Below are 19846 nucleotides of genomic sequence, written 5' to 3' on the forward strand. Positions count from 1 at the left end.
ATTTTTGTCTGGGTGCCCTTCCGCTCCAGTTTCTAAACGCCTTGTTTACGCACCTTGGCTCCTTAATTTGGTTCCGCCCCATACGCTATTGATGAGAACTTGTTATAGGACTTTACAAATAATAACTTAACGGTTCCTCGTGGACCGGAACGATTTTTTTCAATAATGACTTCCACTTCGCCCACATCTTGGTCACCTTCATTACCATCTCCGCCACCAGAGTCATCGCTATCGTCATCGTCGCGCTCATAATAGTCATCTCGATATAGAAATGAAACAATATCGGCATCTTGTTCGATTGAGCCAGATTCACGAATATCGGATAACACCGGACGCTTATCTTGGCGTTGTTCCACTCCACGAGACAGTTGTGATAGGGCAATTACTGGTACGTGAAGTTCCTTAGCCAATTTCTTAAGTTGTCGTGAAATTGCAGAAACTTCTTGTTGACGGTTTTCAGCGCCTGAACTTTCAACCAGTTGCAAATAGTCAACAACAACTAAGCCCAAGTTACCATTTTGTTCCTTGGATAACCGGCGACATTTAGCCCGAATTTCAGACATTTTAATACCGGCTGTATCATCAATGAAAATTTTGGCTTTTGATAAACTACCCATGGCAACAATCAGGTTCTGCCACTCGCCTTCTTCAAGCTGGCCAGTCCGCAAATGATTCGCGTTAATGCTGCCTTCCGCACAGAGCATCCGGTTAACCAGCGATTCAGCACTCATTTCCAAACTAAAGATCGCCACAGCCTTATCAGTTTTGGTCCCGACGTTTTGCGCAATATTTAACGCAAAAGCCGTTTTACCAACAGCTGGTCGTGCTGCTAAAATCATCAGTTCATCGTCATGTAGCCCAGTAGTCATCTTATCTAAGTCAGGATAACCAGTGGACAGACCGGTAACGGTATCTCCCTGCTGTGACAGCCGATCGATCTCTTCAAAGGTGGAATTCAAAACATCCTTAATGGCTTTAAATCCCGCCTGATTCCGCGATTCATTGACATTCATGATCGACTGCTCAGCTTGATCAAGCAACTCATCAACTGGCGTATCTTCTGAATAGCCGTCCGTAACAATCTTCGTGGCAGTCTGAATCAACCGGCGCAAAACGGCCTTTTGAGCAACAATTTTAGCATAGTAACCCACGTTGGCCGCCGTTGGTACAGAGGCCGCCAACTCGGCAATATATGGCATCCCGCCAATATCTTCTAGCTGGTTTAGCCGTTTTAATTCATCCGACACCGTTACCACATCAATGGCTTCATCCCGGTCGTTTAAATCAACCATGGTCTGAAAAATCAAGCCATGCGCACGACGATAGAAATCATCCGCGGTGAGTTGTTCCATGGCGTCGACTAGGGCATCGCCGTTTAAAAAGATAGCCCCAAGCACCGCTTTTTCCGCCTCAATATTTTGAGGTGGTGTTTGATCTCTCAACCCTTCACTCATTTTTAATTACTCCTCGCTGTGGTAAAGAAGGGGTCGGGGCAAACTCAATTTGCCGACGACCCCTAGAAAATGGACTTCAAATTACTTTTCTGAGATATGAACCCGGATTCGGCCAGTCACATCTTGATGTAATTTAACAGGCACATTGGTAAAGCCCATCACTTTAATTGGTTCGCGCAATTCGATCTTACGCTTGTCCAATTTGATCCCATACTGTTTTTCCAAAGCCTGTGCAATTTGCTTACTTGGAATTGACCCAAAGAGTCGACCGTCAGTCCCTGCCTTAGCCGTCAATTGAACAATCGTCTTATCATCTTCCAAGACTTTCTTAACAGACTCAGCTTCTTGACGCTCTTCTTCTTCACGTTTCGCTTCAGCTTTTTGTTGACCCTTAAGCTGACTTATTGCATTGGCCGTTGCAGCCTTTGCCTTACCTTGCTTGATTAAAAAGTTTTGGGCATAGCCATCTGGAACGTTCTTAATTTCGCCGCGATTACCTTTGCCGCGAACATCTTGCAAAAAAATAACTTTCACAATAAGTCCTCCTTATCTGACATCTCGATGAACTCGAACTGCCAAGACTTTATCGATCCCAAATTGGGAGCTCTCATTAAATAACTTTACCATAAGTCGCGACCCGTTTTAACCTTGGTATCGTAATTTTTTAAACCTTTTCGACACATTTTTATGAAGCAGGTGTTGTCACTTCATCTTCTTGGCTATTTAAAATGGCAACCAGCTGATCCTTAACTTCAGCCACAGTGCTATCAGCAATTTGCGTGGCGCCGCTAGATAGATGACCGCCGCCACCCATCTGCTCCATAATGACTTGCACGTTAATTTCTCCCATACTACGAGCGGAAATCCCGATTCGACCATCATCACGCTTAGTAATGACGAATGAGGCGTCCACCCCTGACATATTCAGTAAATCATCCGCAGCTTGAGCAGCTGTTACCGAGTCGTACACTTCGTCCTCTTCACCGGCAATAATTGCCAGATCTTCATGAACGAAAGTAACGAGTTCAATTAAATGATTTCGTTGCAGATAACTATCGACGTTTTCCTTCATAAACTGCTGCATTTGAACTGAGTCAGCACCAGCTGAACGCAAGTAACTAGCTGCGTCAAAGGTTCTTGAACCGGTACGCAATGAGAAGGACTTGGTATCAATGAAGATTCCCGTCAGCATTGCAGTTGCTTCGATCTTATTGATGGGTTCTGATTCCTGAGACTGATATTCAAACATTTCAGTAATGAGCTCACAAGTTGAACTAGCATACGGCTCGATGTAAACCAGCATTGGGTTTTCAGGGAACTCTTCGCCCCGACGATGATGGTCGATGATCATCACTCGATTTTCCAGCTTTTCATATAACTCTGGTGAGATCGACAACGATGGTTTAGAGTGGTCCACCATCACTAGCAGACTTTGTTTCGTCATTTTGGCTAATGCTTCATCGGGTGAAATAATGGCATCCTCAATTTCAGGATAGTCCTTGATTGAATTAAGTAACCGTTGAACATCACTATGAATATCGTTTCGATCCAAAATAATATAACAATCCTTCTGATTCATCTGGGCAATCCGCCGAATACCCATACAAGCGCCAATTGAGTCCATATCAGGCTGTTTGTGTCCCTGAACGAAGATTGCATCCGACTGATTCATTAACTCTTGTAAGGCTTGTGAAATCATCCGTGCACGAACCCGAGTCCGTTTCTCCATTGGGTTGGTCTTGCCGCCATAGAACCGGGCTTCTTCATCTTGTGCCCGTACGACCACCTGATCACCGCCTCGACCTAGCGCCAGATCAAGGTTACTCTGCGCTTGATCAGCCAGCTTGTTTAAGTCAGCTCCGCCATAGGCAATCCCAATACTGAGCGTTAACGGGAAGTTTTGCTTTGAGGTACTCTCCCGAATGGTATCCAAAATACTGAATTTATCATCTTCAACTGCTTTCATTGCTTGTGCATACATGAAAACGAGATAGTGATCATCATCCAGTCGCTTAAGATACATCCCATAACGCTGTGCCCAGATGGATAGTTCATTAGTGACATAATTCCTGAGGTTAGAGATTTCCTGATCGGTCATGGATTGCGTCACTTCAACGTAGTTATCCAAAAAGACCTGACCAATAGCAATTCGTTCGTTCTCATACCGCTGCTCAATTTGCGTGTAATAAGTGACCTCAGTCATGTAAACTGCACGGAAATCTTTTTGAACTAAGAACGAAAATTGTCGATCTCGCCAAGTCACTGTTTGCGGGTGTTTATCGTCCACGTGATTTTGGATTAATTGTTCCAATTCCGGGTCAACATCACTCATCCGTTTACTCAGAACTGCTTCATCACCAAAATATTGCTGCAAGTACGGATTAACCCATTCGATGGCGTCATTATCTCCAAAAATCATGACCCCAACTGGCATGTCAATCAATGCCTCTTGTTCGCCACGGTTGATTCGGAATGACAAGTCAGCAATATAACGGTTCATATCAGCACTAATTTCGTTCATGGTATTAAAAGAGAACACTAAGCTGGTGATTACTGCCACCAAAGCTAAAACCCCTAAAATCCACGAGAACAAAAAGGCCAAAACGATTCCTACAACAGATAGTGCGATCATAAAGAGCGCAATACCACGAAGCCGTCTATTTCTTAAAAATTCGGGTAAATTAGCCCGTGAAAATAAACCGTTCATCTTCAGACTCCCCTGCTTTGTCGACGATAATTAATAGTAGTTATATTTTAGCACAAAAGAAAGTCGGGTGCGGTCATCAGTATTAAGGGATGAATTTTTGACAGGTGTTTGCAATCATTTAAACCAAATTTGAAAAAACTTTAGCCATTTTAAAAAAATGACTTACGAAGATGATTTTTTTCTGGTAGTGTAATCATTTGTGCAAAAAAGTTTTCTGAAAGCGAGGAATTTATTCAATGGAACAACAAGCAACAATGGCCTCTTCGAAGCCGCGAGTTACCGTTAAGCACCCAGCGTTAGCCATGGTTAGCATGCTAATTGGTGCCTTTGTCGGCATGTTTAGTGAAACGTCGTTAAATATCGCATTACCAAGTTTGATGTCTAACCTAGGTGTCAGTACCGCGACCGTTCAATGGTTAGTAACTGGCTACATGTTAGTGATTGGGGTCGTCTTACCACTCAATAGTTTAATTACCAAGTGGTTCACCACTCGTCAGGTCGTTATTTTTGGATTAGCTGATTTTCTTGTAGGTGCAATTATTGCAGCATTAGCCCCAAGCTTTTCAATCTTATTAATCGGCCGGATGATCCAAGGGATTGCTACTGGTCTGATCCTACCTCTAATGTTCACGGTAGCCATGCAGGTCTTTTCACCAGCTAAAATTGGGGCTGCAATGGGTGCCTGTGCCATGGTCATCATGTTTGCGCCAGCAATTGGACCAACACTGACCGGACTTATCCTTGCCAAGCTTTCTTGGCACTGGATCTTCTGGGCATTCGTACCATTCCTAGCAATTGCGTTAATTTTCGCGTTAACTTCTTTGGAAAATGTTGGTCAAATTAGCAAGCCTAAAATTGATGTCATTTCCATTTTAACGAGTGTTGTGGGCTTCGCCAGTGTTGTTACCGCGGTTAGTTTCGCAAGTTCTCGCGGCTGGGGTTCACCACTTGTTTTAGGCGTATTATTGTTCGGAATCATCGTATTAGCCGTTTATGCTTATCGTCAGGTTCATATTAACGCACCGATCTTAAACCTGAAAATTTTTGCCGTTCCGGCCTTTCGTGCTGGTGCTTTAATGGTGATGTTGGACTTTGGGATTATTCTTTCTGCAATGTACGTTTTACCAATGTACATGCAAAAAGGACTATTACTGCCCGTTGCCATGACCGGTATCATTATGTTACCCGGTGGTGTTGTTAACGCCTTAGTTTCAGCAGTTTCAGGTAATTTATTCGATAATTTCGGTGCTAAGTGGTTAACTCGGTTAGGCTTTTTAATTGCTATTATTGGTGCGGTGATGTTACTCATGACCGGTACCCACACGGCAATTGCCTACTTAATTACTGCTCACATTATTTTGATGATTGGCTGTCCATTAGCTATGTCTCCTGCTCAAACCCATGCTTTAAATGCTTTAGCAGGTCCTACATCGGGTGATGGCAGTACCATCATGAACACCATGCAGCAAATTGTTGGTGCCATTTCAACTGCCTTAGCGACTAGCCTCTTAGGTATCGGCCAAGCAGCTAGCCATTTAAATGCACAAGGCGCTTTCACTGCTGGTGTGCACGTGGCCATCTACTTACCACTTGTCTTGGCTGTCGTGGCGTTGATCATTGCTCTGACTACCCGTTCATTTAAGACTGAAAAATAATTCACGATAATAGTAAAAACGCCTTCGACAGATCATTTCAGATCTGTGGGGGCGTTTTTGGCGTTATTGCTTAATTATTTTCATGCTTTCGCCGTCCTAAACCCAACCAGCCAAATATACTTAATAAGAGACCACCAATCAAAGTTGGTTTCACTGACGCACTCTCGCTAGTTTGCGGTAGCTGTGTGGCAGATGAATCAGTCTGATGGACAGTTGTTACCTTGGTAGGTGATGTCGTCGTCACAACCGAATTTTGGACAGTGTGCTTGGTGTGTAACATACCGTGAGCTTTATTCGATTTATCTGTAAGCGAATCGGAATCACCCTGATTTTTCGTAATCTGATCTGCTGCATTTGGTAACTGCTTTTGCGCTGTAATCGTTTTGTTGCCATTATCATCATTTGAATTCGACTGCACTGCTTGTGAATCATTAGGAACAGTTGAAGGGGTTTCTTTTGTTACAGTACCCTGATTACCATTACTTGACTGTGAAGGTAGTGTGGAACCGCCCGGATTACCATCATCATTATTAGGCTGTGAAGGTGTGGTTGACGAATTGTTAGGGGAAACTAGCGGAATAACAACCGTCTGATTTTGTGATTGCGCGATAAGTTGCGGTAAGTCACTGATAGGAATGGCTAATTGCCAACCAGCTGGTACGTATTCCAACACTTTATACCGATCAAATGGTGTTCCTGGATTGCCAATTAGCGTTGCGGTTCCTCTAATTTTACCATCTGGAGACTGATAATTGATGGTTGTGGTCGTCGCTTTTACCGCGGGTGCAGATGCACTCTTTTCTTCCTGTAATGTGATGACCAGATCATCCGTTCCATAACTGCCGGCACCTATTGAACTAAATTGGAAAGTCACTTGATCGCCAGTAATCTCTCCACTGGGAATAGTCAGTATATCAGTCGTGGCATCATAGTGCCATTCACGTCCCTCACTATCAATGAAGATGAGATCTTCTGGAAGAGTAATGCCAACTGACTTCTCAATTACTGAGCGGATATTTTGAATTTGAGTCGAGGTTGCTTGGGTGGTGACGCTCACCAAAGTATGTTGATTGCTTAAATAGTCAGCAGAATTATACCCGGACTCATTGACCACCTTGCTAATTTCGTTTTGAGCAAAAGCATCAGTTGCTATTGTTTGCTGAACACCAGAGTCCACCTTACTTAAAATTAATTCGTTAATGTGATTATTGAGAAAGGCATGGTCACCGATAGAGGCAACACGTTCAGGAATTGTAACCGTACCCCCAATTTGATTATTCGCAAAGGCATCGCTACCAATCGTTTCAACGTTGGCTCCTAGTATTAGCGAATCAATCCGATTATTTTTAAAGGCATTATCACCAACGTTGATAACACCTTCGGGGATGATTAACGCGCCACCAATTTGATTGTCAGCAAATGCACTTGTGCCGATAGTTTTAACACCTGTACCTAATTTTAATGAACTAATTGTATTATTTGAAAAGGCGTTATCACCGATATTAACAACCGAATTAGGAATTGTCACTAAACCAGTCAGCTGATTATTGGCAAAAGCGCCTGTGCCAATAGCCTGAAGATTGTCATCGAATGACACCGAGATTAGCTGATTATCAGTAAACGCCCGATTACCAATATTTGTTAACTCTTGTGGCAGAGATAGCGTCGTTAAGGCGTCTGATTCGAACGCTGAAGCTCGAATATCTGTTAATTTACTATTTTGACCAATGTTCAATGTCGCTAAAGCATGATTGTTCTGGAAGGCATTGGCATAAATTAGGCCGACTTGATCCGGCAATGTCAGGTTTGTTAACTGGTTGTTAGCAAAGGTACTTGTCCCAATGATTGACACACCAGTCCCCAAATCCAAATGGCTAATTTGATTATTATTGAACGTACCATTACCCGTAAACCACATGCCATTGCCAAATACAACACTGGTAATTTTGTTATCTGCATAAGCATCATCCCCAAGCGAGCTTACGGAATTCGGAATCATTACTTCGCCGCTAATATCATTGCCAGCAAAGGCTGCCTTACCAATTGTGGTGATATTTTTACCTAATGTTACCTTCGTTAATGCTTTAACGATCTGCAATTGATCATGATCACTTTCATTATCAAACGCATAATCCGCAATTGCTGTGACGGCATCACCATTGTATGTATCAGGCAACGTAATGTCAGTTGCGTACCCATCTTCAGGTACTGTGCCACCTGCAAGATATTTTTGTAAGTCACCCGTATAGCCCGTAATCGTATAAGTTGAGCCATCAGCATTTTTTGAATAGGAATAATCCGTTAATTGCGTATAAGTGCTATCTCCAGCCGTCTGAGAAGAAGTAGCGGGGACCCAAAAGTTACCACTGTTATCTTGAGAAACAGTAGTCTTGGCCGTGATTGACGTCGTTGCGGACGTAGCTTCAGGCACTTGAGATTGATCAGTACTTTTCGACTGATCTGAAGTTTCGAAATTCAACACGTGACCATTCACATCGGTTGCTGTTTGTTGAACTGATTTAGACTCAGACGCCTTTGAATCCGATTGGGAGTTTTGCTTTGAAGTATCATTCATTTCTGAACGACTAGACTCGGTGTCAGACGCCGCGGTGGTGCTGCTGCTTTCAGAAGTCGTTGAATCATTACTTGCAGTTAACTGACTCGATGTTTCGTTATCAGTTTGCTCTGATCTATCAGCCACTATTGAAGGATTATTGACTTCAGTTGTTTGTGTTGTCTCGTCTGTGGCCGTGGCTGTTTTAGCACCAGCAGTTGTTATATTGAGTGTAAAACCGGTCATCAACGTTAGGGTCAAAACGCCCATATGTATCCAGCATTTTTCAGTGATGCACTCATTTTCACGTGATCTATGATCGATTGATTTAATCGATAGGTACTTTTCATAAACGTGATACTCCTAACTAATATTTTATAAACATCAATTTGTTTGGTGATCTTCTGGATTACTATACCACTATCATGTTTCATCAATCTATGCTTATGAACAACTTTTAATAATATGTTTATAATCATAACGAATAATATAATCTGTTTATCATTCAAACCCTTTTTTAACTGGATAAATCAGGTTTATTAGTGAAAAAGATTTTTATTAGAACAAAGCTTTAGGTGAAGATAAAATTCCGAAAGTTGATAGACCAATTTGAAATCCCCCAAAAATAACGCTAAACCTCAAGATTTTATATTTTAGGTAAAACCAAATAAAAAAGGGTTCATCCAATGGATGAACCCTTTTTAGACCACGCTTAGTCAGCAACGACGAATGGCATTAAGCCCATGATCCGTGCACGCTTGATAGCGATAGTTAACTTACGTTGGTTCTTGGCACTAGTACCAGTTACCCGACGTGGTAAGATCTTGCCACGTTCTGAAACGAAACGTTCCAATAAGTTAGTATCTTTGTAATCAATGTATTCGATATGGTTTGCGGCGATGAAGTCGACTTTACGACGACGACGGCCACCTCTTCTTTGTTGAGCCATGATTTTCCCTCCAATTCGATCCGTTTAGAACGGTAAATCATCATCCGAGATATCAATTGAGTCACCATTATTTGCAAATGGATCTGCTTGATTATCACCGTTGTTTTGATTATTGTTAGCCGCTCCATTGGTGTTTGGATCACCAAACGGATTAGTGTTCTGAGGAGCATTGCCAGTAGGTGTATTATTGTTACTGCCATTGTTGGCAGCCCCTGCATTATTGTTCGCTGAACGCGGTTCTAATAAAGCAAAGTTTTCAACAACAACTTCAGTAACGTAGACCCGTTGACCCTGCTGATTTTCGTAGTTTCTGGTTTGAATCCGGCCTTCAATCCCTACTAATGAACCCTTGTGGGTAAAATTAGCAAAGTTCTCAGCTGACTTCCGCCAAATAACGCAGTTGATAAAGTCAGCTTCACGTTCGTTGTTTTGATTGGTAAATTGCCGATCAACAGCTAACGTAAAGTTCCCAACTGCCGCCCCGCTTGGGGTATACCGCAAATCAACATCTCTTGTCAAGCGTCCGGTAAGCACTGCCCGGTTGATCATACGACCCGCTCCTCTCAGTAGTTAAATGTCAAAAATTAGTCTTCACGTTTTACGATCATGTGACGAAGAATATCATCATTGATCTTTGAAAGACGGTCGAATTCGTTTAATGCCTTATCGTCGTTAGCGTTTAAGTTAACAACGTGGTATACACCTTCGTTATAACCGCCAATTTCGTATGCGAAACGAGACTTCTTCCAGTCTTTTGAATCGATTAAATCTGCACCATTATCAGTCAAAATCTTGTCGAAACGATCAACCAATGCGGTCTTTGCGGCATCGTCAAGATCTGGACGAATGATGTAGGTAATTTCATACTTCATGAAATTTGCACCTCCTTATGGACTTCAGGCCCTCTTCTTTGAGTTTTAAGAGAGCAAGGAGAGTCTTCCGAATGGATTACTCACAGAATATTATTCTACCAAAGTTCCTACAAAAGTGCAATGTTATTCTAAATTTAGATTACCAGCAGCGAAACAGTCACCTCACAATACTGCTACTGTAATCATTCTTTTGGCAATTATTTTTAAACTAACCTGACAAGAGATGGTGGTTATACTTCTAACTACGCAAAAAGAACGGCAATAATTGCCGTTCTTTTAAATATTGCATTTTATTCATTGTCGTTGTTGTCATCATCGTTATCAGCAGAAGAATCAGAATTATCGTCATCATCCGTTGCCCGGTCAACTAACCGGTCCAATGAAGTATCGCCATCATTAGCTGAATCAGCCGAAGTAGCTTCTTCTGATTCATCTTCTGGCGCTTCTTTTTCAACAATTGCCATAGTGGCGACCTTAGCATCGTCATCTAAACGAATTAAGTGAACCCCTAAGGTTGCCCGACCAGTCTGGGAAACATTTTCCACACCAAACCGGATCATAACACCCTTATCTGTAATCAGCATAATATCTTCTTCACCAGTCACAGTGGTTAACCCAGCGAGCGGGCCATTCTTTTCGGTCACGTTGATGGTCTTAATACCCTTACCACCACGCCCCTTAATGGCATACTCACTAGCTGGGGTTTGTTTGCCGTAACCCTTTTCGGAAATGACAAAGACATTATCGTTCGGCTGTAAAATAGCTGAACCAACAACGTAATCATTGTCACGAAGACGAACGCCACGGACACCAGTTGCTGAACGACCCATAGACCGAACGTCGCTAGCCTTAAAGCTAACTGCGTAGCCGGAATGTGTCCCAATAATCATGCACTGTTCATCGTCAACGATGGAGACATTGATTAATTCGTCATCATCCTTCAAGCTCAAGGCTTTCAGACCGTTGCTGCGAATATTGGAAAATTCACTTACGGGTGTTCGTTTAACAGTACCGTGCAGCGTCGTGAAGAACAAGTATTTCTCTTGGTCACCTGCAGCGTCAGACACGTTAATGACGGCTTGAATCTTCTCACCAGCTTCGATATTCAGTAAGTTGATCACTGGGATCCCCTTAGCTGAACGACCGTATTCAGGAATTTCGTAACCCTTCATCCGGTAAACCTTACCTGCGTTAGTAAAGAACAACAGCACGTCATGGGTTGAAGTGGAAACCAAGTGCTCAATGAAGTCATCATCGTGGATACCCATCCCTTGAATCCCACGACCACCACGGTTTTGCGCCTTGAATTCAGACGTTGGCAACCGCTTGATATAGCCGTTGTGGGTCAAAGAAATCATCACGTTCTCTTCTTCGATCAAGTCTTCGTCTTCCAAACTCAAGACTTCACCAACCATCAATTCAGTCCGACGAGCATCACCGAATTTGTTTTGAATCTCCAGTAATTCTTGGTAGATGATCTGGTTTTGCTTATCTCTACTTGCTAAAATCTCTTGATATTCAGCAATCGATTTTTGCAGCTCCGCATACTCTTTTTCAACTTTATCTCGTTCCAGACCCGTCAGACGGACCAACCGCATATCCAAAATGGCTTGGGCTTGTTTGTCAGACAACGGGTAACGATCCATTAACTCATTCTTGGCAACTTCCGCTGTTTGAGAATTACGGATAATTGAAATAATTTCGTCAATGTGATCAAGCGCAATCTGTAAACCTTCAAGAATATGAGCCCGAGCCTTGGCTTTTTTGAGTTCAAATTCAGTCCGGCGACGGATAACTTCCAGTTGATGAACAAGATAGTACTGCAAAATCTCTTTTAGGCTCAAGATCTTAGGCGAACCATTAACGATGGCCAGCATGTTAAACCCAAATGAGGTTTGCATCATGGTCATCTTGTAAAGGTTATTCAAGATAACCTCAGCGCTAGCATCACGCCGGACATCGACTACGATTCGCATCCCTTCACGGTCAGATTCATCGTTAACATCCGTAATACCTTCGATTCGCTTGTCCCGGGCGAGTTCAGCGATACGTTCAATTAAACGGGCCTTGTTGACCATATAGGGAATTTCAGTGGCAACAATCTTTTGCTTGCCGCTCTTATCCTCTTCAATTTCAACCTTAGCTCGTAAGGTAATAGTTCCCTTACCAGTTTCATAGGCCTTCCGAATACCGGATTTACCCATGACAACACCACCGGTTGGAAAATCAGGTCCTGGTAACGCCTCCATCAAATCAGCAGTGGTCGCATCAGGATTTTTCATCAGAATGTGCAGTGCGCTAATCACTTCCGCCAAATTATGCGGTGGAATATTCGTCGCCATCCCAACAGCGATCCCAGAAGCACCGTTAACCAGTAAGTTAGGAAAACGCGCTGGCAATACGACGGGTTCCTTTTCAGTACCATCATAGTTTGGCTGATAATCGATGGTATCTTTGTTGATATCACGCAGCATTTCCATGGCAACCTTGCTTAATTTAGCTTCGGTATACCGCATGGCAGCTGCACCATCACCATCAACTGACCCGAAGTTACCGTGACCGTCAACTAACATGTAACGGTAACTGAAGTCTTGCGCCATACGAACCATGGCTTCATAAATCGCAGAATCACCATGGGGGTGAAACTTACCCATAACATCCCCAACGATTCTGGCTGATTTCTTATATGGCTTATCAGGCGTAACCCCTAATTCACTCATCCCATACAGGATGCGTCGGTGAACTGGTTTTAGTCCATCACGAACGTCTGGCAGCGCACGAGCGACAATAACACTCATGGCATAGTCCAGAAATGATGTCCGCATGGTTTTCGCTAAATCGACATCGGTGATGCGACTTGGCAGTTCTTCATTCGCCAAATTTAGTACCTCCCATAATGTATCACGGGTAACTCAACTACCCGCCAATCAGTGACCCCCAGCGAATCAACAAGCAATTCAAACTAGACATCTAAGTTTTCAACATACTTTGCATTGGTTTCAATAAAGTCCCGGCGTGGTTCAACTTTGTCGCCCATCAAAGTCGTAAAGACTTCATTGGCTTCAGCCGCATCGCTAGGGTCTACCCGCAACAAACGCCGCTTTTCAGGATCCATGGTTGTTTCCCAGAGTTGACTGGCATCCATTTCACCAAGTCCCTTATACCGTTGGATAACCGGTTTTGGCGACGGTGGTAACTGCCCCATAATATCGTTTAGTTCTTCATCAGAATCAATATAACGGTGCATCTTACCTTGTCGAACTTGATACAGTGGTGGCTGAGCAATGTAAACGAACCCAGCATCCAGTAACGGTCGCATGTAACGGTAAATTAACGTCAGCAACAGCGTCCGAATATGAGCGCCATCCACATCGGCATCGGTCATAATGATCAGCTTGTGATAGTTCACTTTCGAAACATCAAAGTCTTCACCAAAACCGGTCCCCATAGCTGTAAATAGCGAGCGAATTTCTTCGTTAGCCAGAATCTTATCCATAGTGGCTTTTTCAACGTTTAAAATTTTCCCACGAATGGGCAGAATTGCTTGAGTCAACCGGGAGCGACCCTGTTTAGCAGAACCACCAGCGGAATCCCCTTCGACAATGAACAATTCAGAAATGGCAGGGTCTTTACTGGTATTATCAGCCAGCTTACCTGGTAAGTTACTGATTTCCAGCCCACTCTTTTTACGGGTAACTTCACGAGCCCGTTTAGCAGCGACGCGGGCCTTAGAAGCCAATAACCCTTTATCCACAACTTTTCGAGCTACGGTTGGGTTTTCCATCATAAACTTCATGAAGTGCTCACTGAAAATGTGATCAGTAGCCGTTCTAGCATCTGAATTCCCAAGTTTGGTCTTTGTTTGGCCTTCAAACTGTGGATCCGGATGCTTAACAGAGACGACAGCGGTCATCCCTTCACGGACATCTTCACCACTTAAGTTAGGTTCATTGTCCTTCATCAAATTATTTTTACGGGCGTAATCATTAACGATCCGAGTGAGGGCGCGCTTGAAGCCTTCCTCATGGGTACCGCCTTCATACGTGTGAATATTATTAGTAAAGGTCAGTAAATTAGAGTGGTAGCCATCCGTATACTGAAGCGCAACTTCAACGGTAATCCCGTTTTCTTGCCCTTCAACGTAAATTGGATCATCAAACAAGACATCCGTACTCTTATCCAAGTACTCAACGTAGTGTTTGATTCCGCCTTCGTACATGAAGGATTCTTCAGTTGGCTCAGCTGGCCGTTCGTCACGAATAGTGATCCGTAAACCCTTATTCAAAAAGGCTAATTCACGGATCCGAGTGGTCAGTATTTTAATATCAAAGGTGGTGGTTTCACGGAAAATATCAGGATCTGGCAAGAAGTGCACCGTCGTTCCATGAATGTTTTCCGGCAAACCAGTATCAATGACTTTCATCGGCGTAGTTACCCGACCGTATGCAAAGTCCATGTAGTAACGCTTACCCTCACGGACAACTTTGACATCAAGCTTGGAGGACAACGCATTGACAACTGACGCACCCACACCGTGAAGGCCACCAGAAACTTTGTAGCCGCCACCGCCGAATTTACCACCGGCATGTAAGATGGTGAAAACTGTTTCCAGCGCGGATTTACCCGTCTTCTTTTGAGTGTCGACTGGGATTCCCCGACCATTATCCATAACGGTGACACTATTATCTTTTTGAACGGTGACGTGAATCGCATCCGCGAAACCAGCTAAGGCTTCATCAATCCCGTTATCAATGATTTCCCAGACCAGATGGTGCAGCCCTTGTGAACTAGTAGAGCCAATGTACATTCCGGGTCGTTTCCGAACCGCTTCAAGCCCCTCTAGGACTTGAATCTGACTGGCATCATATTCGCGAGCACGTTCTTGTTTACTTTCTTCTTCAGCCAAGTGTGATCCTCCTCACTCTAAATCCCTAAAATAACTACTCATCAACCTGAATTTCACCATTGCTGATGTTAAATACCTTTGGTTGGTGAATTAATTTTTGTGCCACACCGCTTAAACTAGTAGTGGTCAAAAAAGTCTGAACCTTATCTTGAATCGCAGTTAACAGATGGGTTTGCCGACTGTCATCTAATTCTGACAACACATCGTCCAGCAATAAAACCGGATATTCGCCTGTTTGCTCATGCATCAGATCGATCTCCGCCAGCTTCACGCTAAGTGCAGTTGTCCGTTGCTGTCCCTGGGAACCAAAACTGGAGACATCCTTATCGTTCACTAGAAACTTTAAGTCGTCCCGGTGCGGTCCAATCAGCGTTGTCCGTTGAAATAATTCCTTATCACGTCGCTGCTGATACAACCGCTTAAGCGCATCATAGACGTGCTGGGTATCGATTAGCTCATCATCTTGAACACTGGTTTCATAATGAAATGATAGTTTTTCCCGCTGTTGGGAAATTTCCTGATGAACCTGAGCTGCCCAGACTTCTAGGCGCTTTAATAACGTGACACGGGCACTAATAATCTCAGCACCATACGCGGCTAACTGATCAGACAAAACGTCCAGCAGCACCATATCTGACTGCTTTTTACTACCCAATTCTTTCAGATAACGGTTACGCTGCTTGAGAATCGTGCGGTATTGCGTCGTGTTATACAAATACTTATGACTCATCTGACCGAATTCCATGTCCATGAAACGGCGACGAACTTGCGGTGAACCTTTTACCAAGTTCAAATCTTCAGGGGCAAATAAAATCACGTTTAATTGCCCGACGTAACCTGATAATTTGGCCTGTTCTAAATGGTTCACCTTAGCTTTTTTGCCATGTTTAGATAAATCGAGTTCTAGCGGCGTTACACCACCATGTTTTTGTACGCGACCTTGTACCTGTGCGGCTTCAGCTTGCCAGCCAATCAACTCACGATCATTACTGGTCCGGTGACTGCGGGCTAAAGCCAAGAAATAGATAGCTTCCAGCAAATTCGTCTTACCCTGTGCGTTTTCGCCAATTAAGACGTTAACACCCGGACCAAACGACACCGTTAAATCCTGGTAATTGCGAAAATGTCGCAACCTTAATTTTTCTAGTTTCATAAGCTTATTCAGCCTGATTTAAGCGAATAAAAAACAGCCCGACATCTTTGACATCGACCGTATCTCCTGGATATAGTTTTCGTCCGCGCCGATCATCCGGCTCATCATTAACCTCAACGGCATGTTCCTTCAGATACCACTTTGCTTGACCACCTGAACCAATGATTGCTTCCTCTTTGAGCAATTGGCCCAACGTGATAAAGGGTGGTTCAATGAAAACTTCCTTTTTCACGGCTTCACCCACCTTCATTTTCTCTTATAATTATACGCTTTTTGAAGGTAAAAGTATAGTTTCTGTTTCATTTTAAGCCATTTAAGCGATTTTTTATATTCATAAGGTATTTTGCCATAATTCGGTCAAAAACGCTTAGAGCTTAAAAATAACGTTTTACAGCTAAATTGGTCAAAAAGGGTTAAAATTAGAAATTCTTTTGTGAAAAGAGCGGAATTAAGCAACGTTTCCTGCCTAAAAAACCAAAATTCATTAAAAATGACAATGGATTAGCTAACGAAACGTTAGCTACCAAAAAACGCCGACTCAACTTGAATGCTGAGTCGGCGTTTAACGTGATTTATCTCAATTAAAAAGTTCTGACTGGTGTGATCAGCTGAATGAAATTATCTTTGTCTTCAGTTGGTACCAGCGTAAATGGTCGCAATGGTGACGTAAAGGAAATTGTGATTACCGCCGCACCAAAGGAACGCAGAGCATCTTTCATGTAATCCGGATTAAAGGAAATTTCCAGTTCATCGCCGTCCATCTCACTAGGGGTCAACGCTTCTTCAACGTTACCAACATCAGGAGAGTTACCAAAGATCTTAGCGTTGTTATTAGCTGGATCCAAGGTTAACTTAACCACGTTATTCCGTGATTCATGTGACAGGAGTGAAGCACGTTCGATTGCTGAAAGGAGACCTTTAGCATCGAATTCAGCACTAGTTGTGGATTCATTTGGGATCAACCGTGAAGTGTCTGGGTAATTGCCTTCCAGTAGGCGTGAGTAAAACATAGTGTCGCCAATGGTAAACAGCACTTGGTTTTCTGATAAGCGCATCTCCACATCAGGATTATCATCACCGATCATCCGTGATAATTCGGTTAAACTCTTACCGGGAATAATCACATCGTAAGTAGCGGATGCAGCGGAAGGTAATTCAATCTTTCGTTGGCTTAATCGATGACTGTCAGTAGCGACGGCCAACAGTTGGTTGTCGACTAACGTAAAGTGAACACCGGTCAAAATTGGTCGACTTTCTTGATTAGATACGGCAATAACAGTTTGATTGATAAGTTCGCTGAAAACATCACCAGTTAATGTGATGGCATCGCTGGCGTCAATTTCTGGTAAATGAGGATAGTTGTTGGCGTCCAAACCATTAATAGTAAAAGAGGCAGAACCTGAAGTGATCTCAGTTTGAAACCCTTCAGTAACATCTAACGTCATGTTGTCTTCTGGTAATCGCTTAACAATGTCGCTGAAGAAACGGGCAGGTAACACAATGGCACCAGGATTTTGAATGGCCAGCTGGTTGTCCGGGTTATCCGCATGAATCAAGGTTTCAATGGAAATATCGGCGTCTGAACCAGTTAACGTTAAACCAGAATCGTCAGCAGATAATTTTAAACCTGTCAATATAGGGATAGTCGTTTTTGAAGAAATGGCACGTTGAACGTTATTGAGTTCTTTGATGAACGCTGCACGATTAATTGTAAATTTCATGATCGGTACTCCTTATAATCCATAATATAAATAAAAGAATAGTAATAGTAGGGCGGTGGAAACTGTGGATAAGTTAGCGTAACACTTGAAAGATATAAGTTATGCACATGTGGATAACTTGTGCATAACTTTTTGAGTTTTCCACATCTTGCCCTTTGAAGTCTTATCTATCATAGCCTATTCGTACCAGTAAAAAAAGTAGCCGACTTGAGACTTGAATCAAATCGATTACTTTTTACTAGTAAGGACTACCTTTCGATTTCAGTTTTGAGATTCGTAATTTCAGATTGCAGATCGCTGTCTGTCTTTAAAGCATCAGCGATTTTATCGTAGGCGTGAATCACAGTAGTGTGATCTTTGCCGCCGAACTCGTTGCCGATTTTTGGTAATGAACTGTCCGTCATTTCCCGTGACAAGTACATGGCAATTTGTCTCGGCATCACGATGGTCTTCATCCGCTTCTTACCCTTTAAGTCCGCTAATGACACGTGATAGTACTTGGCGACCTTTTCTTGAATAAGTGGAATCGTCAATTCACTAGAGCGCCGGTCGAGTTTTAAACTCTTTAAAGAGCTGGCAACCAACTCAGTCGTGATCGGCTGATGCACCATCTTAGAATAGGCATGAACCCGGGCTAAAGCACCTTCAAGCTCACGGACGTTAGAGTCAATCCGACTGGCAATATAGCTTAAAGTTTCATCTGGGATGGCAATGTTATCAGCTTCCGCCTTATTTCGTAGAATGGCGATCCGAGTTTCCAGATCTGGCGGAGTAATATCTACCGATAATCCCCAGGCAAAACGTGATACTAATCGATCCTGTAACTTGGGGATTTCATTTGGTAAACGATCTGACGTTAAAACGATTTGTTTACCATCATCATGCAGATCGTTAAAAGTATGGAAGAACTCTTCTTGAGTTCCTTCCTTATCAGCAAAAAACTGAATATCGTCTACTAATAGTAGGTCGACGCTACGATATTCTTCACGGAATTGATCCTGTGTTTTAGATTGGATTGCGGTAATGAAGTCGTTCGTGAACGCCTCACTAGTCACGTATTTGACCTTAGTATTCGGATCGTCGGCCAACATCTTGTTACCAATGGCATGCATCAAGTGGGTTTTCCCTAATCCCACACCACCATAGAAGAATAGTGGGTTGTACATCACACCGGGTTCCTCGGAGACTACCAGTGCAGCAGCATGAGCCATCTGATTTCCTTTACCAATAACAAAAGTGTCAAAGGTGTACTTTGGATTCAGCTTAGCACTTTGGCTAAAGGGGGCAGATGCTGTTGCGGGGTGTTCAAGTGTGGATACCTGGGAGCTATTATCGTCTTTATCAGCGACAATAAAAACTGGCTGAATATCCTCTTGGGCATATTCATAGGCCAGTTCAACTAACGGTTGGGTTAAGTTGCGTTGCCAATAGTCACGATGTAACTCCGATGGTAGCTTGATTGTCAGACGATTGTTGGTTAACTTAACGGGCTCTGCAGATGAGATCCACGTTTTAAAAGCAGTAGGGGCGATTTTTTCTTGGAAACCGTCTTTGATTTCACCCCAAAGCGTGTCTAAATCAAGCACTTTTCTTCCTCCCCGTATTAAATTGATAAATTCAGTTTAGCATGCTGTAAAAAAGTTTTCCACAGCCTTTTGAACTTGTGGATAATTGTTTCACAGGCAGGAATAAAGTTTTCCACAAGGGTGTGTATAAGTCTAAAGAGTTCTCTGTGAAACATTTTTATCCACAGGTAGATGTGTAAAACAAATACTGATATACCGGGTGTTTCACAAGTTCGTCCCCAGAATTAACAGGGATGAAATCTTGAGAAACCACAGCCTGTGGACTAGTGGATAACTCTGTTAAAAAGGG

14 protein-coding genes are annotated in these 19846 nt (G+C 43.0%); 1 reads left to right on the top strand and 13 read right to left on the bottom strand.

The features are described 5' to 3' along the window. Positions 1–62 precede the first annotated feature (62 nt). The 3 genes from dnaB to HC026_RS07235 all read right to left on the bottom strand — a co-directional run bounded on the left by dnaB (position 63) and on the right by HC026_RS07235 (position 4161). Entirely contained in the window at positions 63–1454 is a 1392-nt protein-coding gene (gene dnaB, locus HC026_RS07225; protein WP_168925326.1) for a replicative DNA helicase, read from the bottom strand. A gap of 81 nt (positions 1455–1535) precedes the next feature. Beyond that, entirely contained in the window at positions 1536–1988 is a 453-nt protein-coding gene (gene rplI / locus HC026_RS07230) for a 50S ribosomal protein L9 (RefSeq protein ID WP_168925327.1), read from the bottom strand. 151 nt (positions 1989–2139) lie between these two features. Further along, entirely contained in the window at positions 2140–4161 is a 2022-nt protein-coding gene (locus HC026_RS07235) for a DHH family phosphoesterase (RefSeq protein WP_168925328.1), read from the bottom strand. Between the two features lie 236 nt (positions 4162–4397). Here HC026_RS07235 and HC026_RS07240 point away from each other — a divergent pair, with 236 nt between their 5' ends. Further along, positions 4398–5816, top strand: a complete 1419-nt coding sequence (locus HC026_RS07240) for a DHA2 family efflux MFS transporter permease subunit (RefSeq protein WP_168925329.1) — start codon at positions 4398–4400, stop codon at positions 5814–5816. Positions 5817–5886: 70 nt separating this feature from the next. On the opposite strand, the gene HC026_RS07245 is transcribed toward HC026_RS07240, so the two are convergent. The 10 genes from HC026_RS07245 to dnaA all read right to left on the bottom strand — a co-directional run bounded on the left by HC026_RS07245 (position 5887) and on the right by dnaA (position 19557). After that, a complete protein-coding gene (locus tag HC026_RS07245) occupies positions 5887–8640 on the bottom strand; it encodes a leucine-rich repeat protein (RefSeq protein ID WP_168925330.1) in 2754 nt (917 codons plus the stop codon). 442 nt (positions 8641–9082) lie between these two features. Then, positions 9083–9319, bottom strand: coding sequence for a 30S ribosomal protein S18 (gene rpsR / locus HC026_RS07250; protein ID WP_054655617.1), 237 nt, complete (start codon positions 9317–9319; stop codon positions 9083–9085). Between the two features lie 24 nt (positions 9320–9343). Then, positions 9344–9868 carry a single-stranded DNA-binding protein gene (ssb, locus tag HC026_RS07255; protein WP_168925331.1) on the bottom strand — a complete coding sequence of 175 codons (525 nt, stop codon included), beginning with the start codon at positions 9866–9868 and terminating at the stop codon, positions 9344–9346. A 35-nt stretch (positions 9869–9903) separates the two neighbouring features. Beyond that, positions 9904–10191: a 30S ribosomal protein S6 gene (gene rpsF / locus HC026_RS07260; protein ID WP_168925332.1), complete on the bottom strand. Its 288-nt coding sequence runs from the start codon at positions 10189–10191 to the stop codon at positions 9904–9906. A 290-nt stretch (positions 10192–10481) separates the two neighbouring features. Then, positions 10482–13016: a DNA gyrase subunit A gene (gene gyrA, locus HC026_RS07265; protein WP_232843690.1), complete on the bottom strand. Its 2535-nt coding sequence runs from the start codon at positions 13014–13016 to the stop codon at positions 10482–10484. 137 nt (positions 13017–13153) lie between these two features. Next, positions 13154–15097, bottom strand: coding sequence for a DNA topoisomerase (ATP-hydrolyzing) subunit B (gene gyrB / locus HC026_RS07270; RefSeq protein ID WP_168925334.1), 1944 nt, complete (start codon positions 15095–15097; stop codon positions 13154–13156). Positions 15098–15131: 34 nt separating this feature from the next. After that, on the bottom strand, positions 15132–16250 hold the full coding sequence (recF, locus tag HC026_RS07275; protein WP_168925335.1) for a DNA replication/repair protein RecF: 1119 nt from the start codon (positions 16248–16250) through the stop codon (positions 15132–15134). Between the two features lie 4 nt (positions 16251–16254). After that, the gene (gene yaaA / locus HC026_RS07280) at positions 16255–16500 is read right to left on the bottom strand and encodes a S4 domain-containing protein YaaA (RefSeq protein WP_168925336.1); all 246 of its coding nucleotides are present in this window, start codon (positions 16498–16500) and stop codon (positions 16255–16257) included. 331 nt (positions 16501–16831) lie between these two features. After that, positions 16832–17971, bottom strand: coding sequence for a DNA polymerase III subunit beta (gene dnaN / locus HC026_RS07285; RefSeq protein WP_168925337.1), 1140 nt, complete (start codon positions 17969–17971; stop codon positions 16832–16834). 248 nt (positions 17972–18219) lie between these two features. Next, positions 18220–19557, bottom strand: coding sequence for a chromosomal replication initiator protein DnaA (gene dnaA, locus HC026_RS07290; RefSeq protein ID WP_168925338.1), 1338 nt, complete (start codon positions 19555–19557; stop codon positions 18220–18222). Positions 19558–19846: the final 289 nt, after the last annotated feature.

Origin of the sequence: Secundilactobacillus angelensis, from assembly GCF_012641075.1 — a bacterium.
GTDB lineage: Bacteria > Bacillota > Bacilli > Lactobacillales > Lactobacillaceae > Secundilactobacillus > Secundilactobacillus angelensis.